The organism is Microcoleus sp. Pol12A5 (genome assembly GCF_036701435.1).
Classification (GTDB): Bacteria; Cyanobacteriota; Cyanobacteriia; order Cyanobacteriales; family Microcoleaceae; genus Microcoleus.
Genome location: NZ_JAUBQU010000088.1, coordinates 21,138 through 27,137, shown reverse-complemented (window position 1 = coordinate 27,137; position 6,000 = coordinate 21,138). Strand labels below are relative to the sequence as shown.

The 6,000-nt window shown below is 46.9% G+C and carries 5 protein-coding genes; 1 reads left to right on the top strand and 4 read right to left on the bottom strand.

Annotated elements, in window-relative coordinates; genetic code table 11:
• The 3 genes from QUA45_RS20615 to QUA45_RS20605 all read right to left on the bottom strand — a co-directional run.
• On the bottom strand, positions 1–672 hold a 672-nt coding region (locus QUA45_RS20615; protein ID WP_333221989.1), incomplete at its 3' end, for an AarF/UbiB family protein.
• Positions 673–1,114: 442 nt separating this feature from the next.
• A complete protein-coding gene (locus tag QUA45_RS20610) occupies positions 1,115–3,340 on the bottom strand; it encodes an ATP-binding protein (RefSeq protein WP_333221988.1) in 2,226 nt (741 codons plus the stop codon).
• A gap of 529 nt (positions 3,341–3,869) precedes the next feature.
• Complete coding sequence (locus tag QUA45_RS20605; protein ID WP_333099269.1) at positions 3,870–4,745, bottom strand: hypothetical protein; 876 nt, start codon at positions 4,743–4,745, stop codon at positions 3,870–3,872.
• A 178-nt stretch (positions 4,746–4,923) separates the two neighbouring features.
• Here QUA45_RS20605 and QUA45_RS20600 point away from each other — a divergent pair, with 178 nt between their 5' ends.
• Positions 4,924–5,472 (top strand): LeuD/DmdB family oxidoreductase small subunit, encoded by a 549-nt coding sequence (locus tag QUA45_RS20600; RefSeq protein ID WP_333099268.1) that lies wholly within the window; start codon positions 4,924–4,926, stop codon positions 5,470–5,472.
• A gap of 97 nt (positions 5,473–5,569) precedes the next feature.
• On the opposite strand, the gene QUA45_RS20595 is transcribed toward QUA45_RS20600, so the two are convergent.
• Positions 5,570–5,992 (bottom strand): NUDIX hydrolase, encoded by a 423-nt coding sequence (locus QUA45_RS20595; RefSeq protein WP_333099267.1) that lies wholly within the window; start codon positions 5,990–5,992, stop codon positions 5,570–5,572.
• Positions 5,993–6,000 lie beyond the last annotated feature (8 nt).

Sequence of the window (6,000 nt, the reverse complement as noted above, 5' to 3'; positions counted from 1 at the left end):
TTGAGGATATTCTCGAAAATTATGGCTAAAGCGATCGGAATTTTTACCTTCTTGCACGTAGTCAATTTCTTGATATAAAATCTTAAAAAACTCGTGATAAATAGATTCTAGGTCATATTTGCGCGTCGCAGGCAAATAACGATCGCAAAAACGCATCACTTGGCGCACCGCCTTCACATCCAAATCAAATAAACTTTCCAAACCCGGACGCTGCACCTTCACAATCACATCTTCCCCGGTGTGCAGCCTCGCTTTGTGCACCTGTCCCAGACTCGCAGCAGCGATGGGCGACGGGTCAAAATCGCGGTACAAAGCATAAATATCCTTGCCTAACTCTGATTCTACAAGAGCGATCGCCTCTTCGGAACTAAACGGAGGAACCCGATCCTGCAACTGTTCGAGTTCCTTCACATACTCAAGCGGCAGCAAATCTGCGCGAGTCGAGAGAGACTGCCCGATTTTAATAAAAGTCGGGCCTAAATTCAGCAAAGTATTGACCAACCAATGAGCGCGAATTCTTCTAGTATGAGGCGAATTATTTTGCAGCAGTGCGTCCCACCACAAAAAAAACATAAACTTTCCCGCCGCTGCAAAAATGTCTATTTGCCGTGCCAGTGGCGAATATTTAGAACGTTGCCAACGCAGGGTTTTAGGTGCAGCTTTTGTGAGCATAATATTGGCGATCGAATTCCATGCACCGTGACAATTTTGAGGGAACAATCCAAGACGCAGAAACCGGCTTGTATGAAAAGACGGGTGGCAGACCTTTGAAACAGTTAAAAAACTCAGTTTCTTCAGTCTATACTGCGTAATATCATCTCCGATTATACAATTATAATTAAGTTCCTAGTAAGTAATGCAAGTCCTGATTAATTCATAAATAGATGACAGTAGGACTCACTACAAACACGCGCTAATTACAGACCAATAACCAGACATAATATAAGTCCTCTGGAAAATCAGCAATTGATAACCGCCAATTTAGATGGCAACCAGACCAACAATTCAAAACAGAGGACTTGGAAGCGTTTACGACATTTCCAAATCTCCCTCTTCTGGCAAGTCTTCTAGTTTCGCTTGTTCGCTGCCAATTCCCAGCAGCTTCTCAACGGAACTATTCTTCTACATTACAGAGTTCCGCTGCAAATTGCGGCAGAGTCAGAGTAAAAGATGTGCGCCATAAATTGTCAGATTCTGAACTTTCTGCCGGACAGCTAGATACATCAATAGTACCATTCAAGTGCTGCACTAAAGACTTTACCAGAGCCAGACCCAAACCCGTACCGGCGATAGCTTGGTCAGTAATGCCAGTGCCACGGCGGAACTTGTCAAAGATGTGGGGCAAATCAGCCGCAGAAATGCCGCGCCCGAGATTAGAAATACTCAGGACAATATAGCCGCCTGCCTCAGACGCCTCCAAAACTACCGCCGTTCCAGAAGCAGAGTATTTTCCAGCATTCGTCAGCAGTTCCAGGAGTATCCGATTCAGAATGTCCGGGTCGGTTTCCCAGTAAGGGGTCAACTTGGGCAAATCCACCTTCAGAGTCAATTGCTTATCAGCCCACTGTTTTTCAAAATCCCTAACTAAATCTTGAAATAAACGGTTGAGATCGATTTTGATTATAGCAATAGGGACTTGCTGAGGCTCAAACTGCTTGAGGGCCAGCAAATCGTTAACCAGATCGGTTTCCTTAGAACACTGCTGTTCTAGAATGTCGAGATACTTAGTCCGATTCGCTGACGGCAGTTCAGCTTGTTTGAGCATCAGAATGGCCAGCTTCATGATTGTTAAAGGGGTACGCAACTCGTGACTCAGAGTGCTGAGAAACTCGTCTTTAATCAGCTTCAATTTCCGCATTTGCTCTAGCTGATTGGCAGATTGTTCGTACAGTTTCCCCTGCACGTCTAGACTTTGCTGCAACTGAGATGTTCTGTCTAAGACTGCGGTTTGCAATTCCTTAAGCGTTTGAGTCTGGATAATCATCTTGCTCGCTTGAGCGCTGAGCGATTCGAGAACTTCTAATTCTTCCGCGTTCCAAGTGCGCGGCTGCGAGTGCTGCAAAACCAAGAAACCCAAAACTGTTCCCTGGCAGCAACCGCCCGTAAGGGGAACCAGCAGCAAGCCGCGAATGCCTTGGAGTTTCAAAATTTCTTTGGCTGCTTCTTGTTCTTTGCCGATTAATGCGCCTGCGTCAGCGAGGGCGAGGGGTTTGGGTGCGCTGTGGAATGCTTGACGGCAAAAATTAGATTCGGACAGCCAAAAAGCGGGAGAGTTATTTGGTTTTGAGTTGGGGATTTGGGATTGGGAATTAGCAGTTTTATCCTTGTTTTTTGTTTTGGAGGTTGAGCTTTTTTTTCCGGCAGCGCTTTGGGCTATTGCCTGTTTGTCGGGATATTTTTTTACAACGGATTCGCAAACTAATTCGACTTTCGCTTTGGGAGTTTGATTGGGAGAGCGAGTTGTAAATAGAGGATCTGTATATTTCAAGAGCAGGATTTGCCCTCTATCTACTTCCAGGGTATCGACGGTATTTTCAACAACTTGCTGCAATATTCGATCGACTTCTGAATTTGTGTCGATCGATGCAGCCACTGACACGAGTAGATTTTTGTATTTAGCTTGTCGCTGTAACTGTTCGTTTAAGTTGGCAATTTCTTGAGTTTTTTGAATGTGAGAAATCGCGATGCCGATCGCGTCTGATGCTGCTTCAAGGCGCTGCCGATCCGCTACCGACCACTCGTGAGGTTGCGACTTACCAACAATCACCATGCCATTTACAGCCCCTCCAAATCGCGCAGGCCCTGCCAGAATTGCCCGAAAAGGCAGCGCAGTCACAGGAGAATTGGGCGGTGAAGCTGCCGGACTATCGAGATAATCGGATATAGCCACTATCTCGCCGTCTGCTAGGACGTTTGCCCAAGCGGGATGTTCGAGTGATATGCTAGGCGATTTTAATCTTGTGCCTTGGGAGTGTTCCGGTGTTTCGGTGGAATCGGCAACACCGCCAACATAGGGGAAATCGCTGCTATTTTGCCAGTAAGCATTCGGATGTACTACTTTTTTGCCAACCACAGCAGTAACAAAACAGAAATCTGCCCGCCATGCAACCCCCAAAGTATTGGCTATTTGCAGCAGCAGGAGTTCTCGATCAAAGCTGGTGGCGAGAATTTGGCAAATTTGTCGCCCAAGAAGGGCAGGATCGACCTGGTACTGCATAAGACGATCCAGAAATTTTTGGACTGATACTGGTTCTGCGATTTGCGGAAAATGCAAAGTGCAAGACTCTGACGACGATCGGTCGATCGAAGTAAAGTCTTGATTTCCCTGGCGATCGATCATGGCAACCAAGCCTTTATTCTAAGATGTTTGAGCCTGCTCCTGCTGCCAATCTAGAACCTTTCCATAACTGTCGGCTTGACCGTTATGAGCCTGCTTTCTGTGTTTGTGCAGCCGGTCGGCGGGTCGCTCGATATGTAAAAATATACCCAGATCTGACCGAGTTCTATTTTCCTGTTTTCTACCCTTCTATCTCTACGGGATGAACTTTACCATCCTTTACCGGATGATTATCAATCGCATTCCCGCTAATTTTGACGGTTATTAATAGTATGAAGCTTTTCTAGAGACCGCTTAGTGACACCCATCTTCTGGCTGTGTGATGTTTCCTATTTAGGTTTGTGATCGTAACAAATTTTTATTGTGATACAAATCCGCCGATCGAATAATGCCGATCGCAAAAACTCAAAATCCCCAAATTATCACTCATAGCATAGCTGAGAGTTTTCGAGTTTTTGCTCAAAAACTCATTTTTCACAACACCTAGAGCAGAGCGACGAACTGTAGGGTTAAATTTATCCGACTTACCTGCTTACTTATTTTGTGCTTCCTGTTGGGCTTTATCGCTATTTTGGCGGTAAAGTGCCGTCCGGTTCTGAGCCGTTGTGTAGCGGGGATGCTGGGAAGGCACGGCGGCCATCAAATCGGAAGCTTGCTGCCACTTAGCAGCTACGATTAACCAATCCTGGCGAGATTGAGCGGTTTTGCCCTGGGTGGCTGCTTGTTCGGCTACTCGCACTGCTCGGGTAAAAGAGTCAACAGCAGAATTAACAGTCTCCTTAGAAATTTTCAAAGCAGGTTTTGCCTCAGAGGAAGGGGCAGTTGCTACTGCTTGGGTGGTGGCTTGTGTGCTGTTTGGCACTTGGGAATTAAGTCCTTTGTGGATGGCGGCCGCTGCTGCAAGCAACAGCACGGTCAAGCTGATGCCACCGACGATACCGCGCTGAAATTGCCGCGGCTGCTGCATCGATCGAGGTATAGCCATTCTCGGCAAAGCCCGCTTGCCGGAGAAAGCTTGGCGTTCGTGATGGGCGCTGGCTAAACGCTTGAACAAATTCGGCTTTCGGAGTTTAATTTCTTGACACCACAACAGTTGATTATCCGGATCGCGACTAATTTCTTCCAGCCACAGCAGTTGGTGTTCTCGAACAAGCCGGCTGTTGATGTTAACTCGGCGAATATTGCGGGGCGAAATGCGTTCCAAAATGTCTCGGACTCGATCGACCAAACTAGACTCTTCGAGGAGTTGGGGGGTTGCAGCTTCGCACAGCAGTTGCAGCACCCCGTCTGCAAACACAGCTCGGGCCCTGACTCCTATCTGTGCCAGTTCGTCATTAAGGATTTGAATAATCGATGCAACCGAGCCCTCGCGAGCTTGTCGAGCAATGTCATCTATTGGATTTGCCATAAAACTATCTTGACGCTTAGCAATCTGTTAATTGTTAACCCAAAGTCTCGGATCTAATTTTTACTCATACAGGTTATCACTGACACTGCCAGGTTAAAATAAACAGATGCAAATCTTGCATACCGATCCACTTAAAATTATCACCACAGCATCGAGCGAGGCTAACAGGAAATAAACTATGGGTAAAGTAATTAGCGGTCAAATTTTTGTTGTAGACGACAACATCGATACAGATCAAATTATCCCGGCCGAATACCTGACCCTGGTTCCCTCGAAGCCGGATGAGTACGAGAAACTAGGCAGTTACGCTATGATTGGGTTGCCCGATCGCTACGGTAAGTTTATCGAATCCGGCGAACAGAAAACCCGGTATCCGATTATCATAGCGGGCGAAAATTTTGGCTGCGGTTCTTCGCGGGAGCACGCTCCCATCGCTCTGGGGGCCGCGGGCGTAACAGCAGTGGTGGCTTTGTCTTACGCACGCATTTTCTTTCGCAATTGCTCGGCTACTGGCGAATTGTACCCGATCGAATCAGTCGAGCGGCTCTGCGACTTGTTTGTAACTGGCCAAGAAGTGACGATCGATTTTACAGAAGAGGTAATTGTCAACCACACTCTCGATCGAACTTTCTCGCTCAAACCTTTAGGAGAAGTAGGGCCTGTAATAGATGCCGGAGGGCTGTTTGACTACGCGCGCCAAACGGGAATGATTGCTGCTCGCTCTTAACTTTTAAAACCCCTGCAATGTAGGGTGTACCACCGGGCGCACCTTACAAATATCTCCCAGCTCAAACCGCTCCCATCTAGGGTACGGGGAATTTTTTTCAAATCGACTCAATAAAATTCAATAAAATACGCTGGTGAGCAATGCCAAAAGGTCGCACATCTCCTGACTGCTCAGAAAAGCATTTTCCCGCCCGAATCTCCTCCGGTGTCAACAACTTCATATCCCACCCCTCAAGCAAAACTAAATCCTTGACATCCGCACTAAGTTGTGAATGAAAAACGTGGCGAACGACATCTTTTTCGACATCACAACAAAAAAAAGAAACACTTGCAGGAGCATAGCCAATTTCCTCTGATAATTCCCGCACTAGAGCAACTTCCGGCGTTTCCCCCGGTTCCAAGTGTCCGCCAAACAAAGCCCACTGTCCGGGATACCTGATGTGAGGAATATCGTCCCGCAACTGACAGAGAAACCTGCCCTCTCGGTACAAAATCGCGATCGCAACGTGAATTTTAGTCATAAGAAATT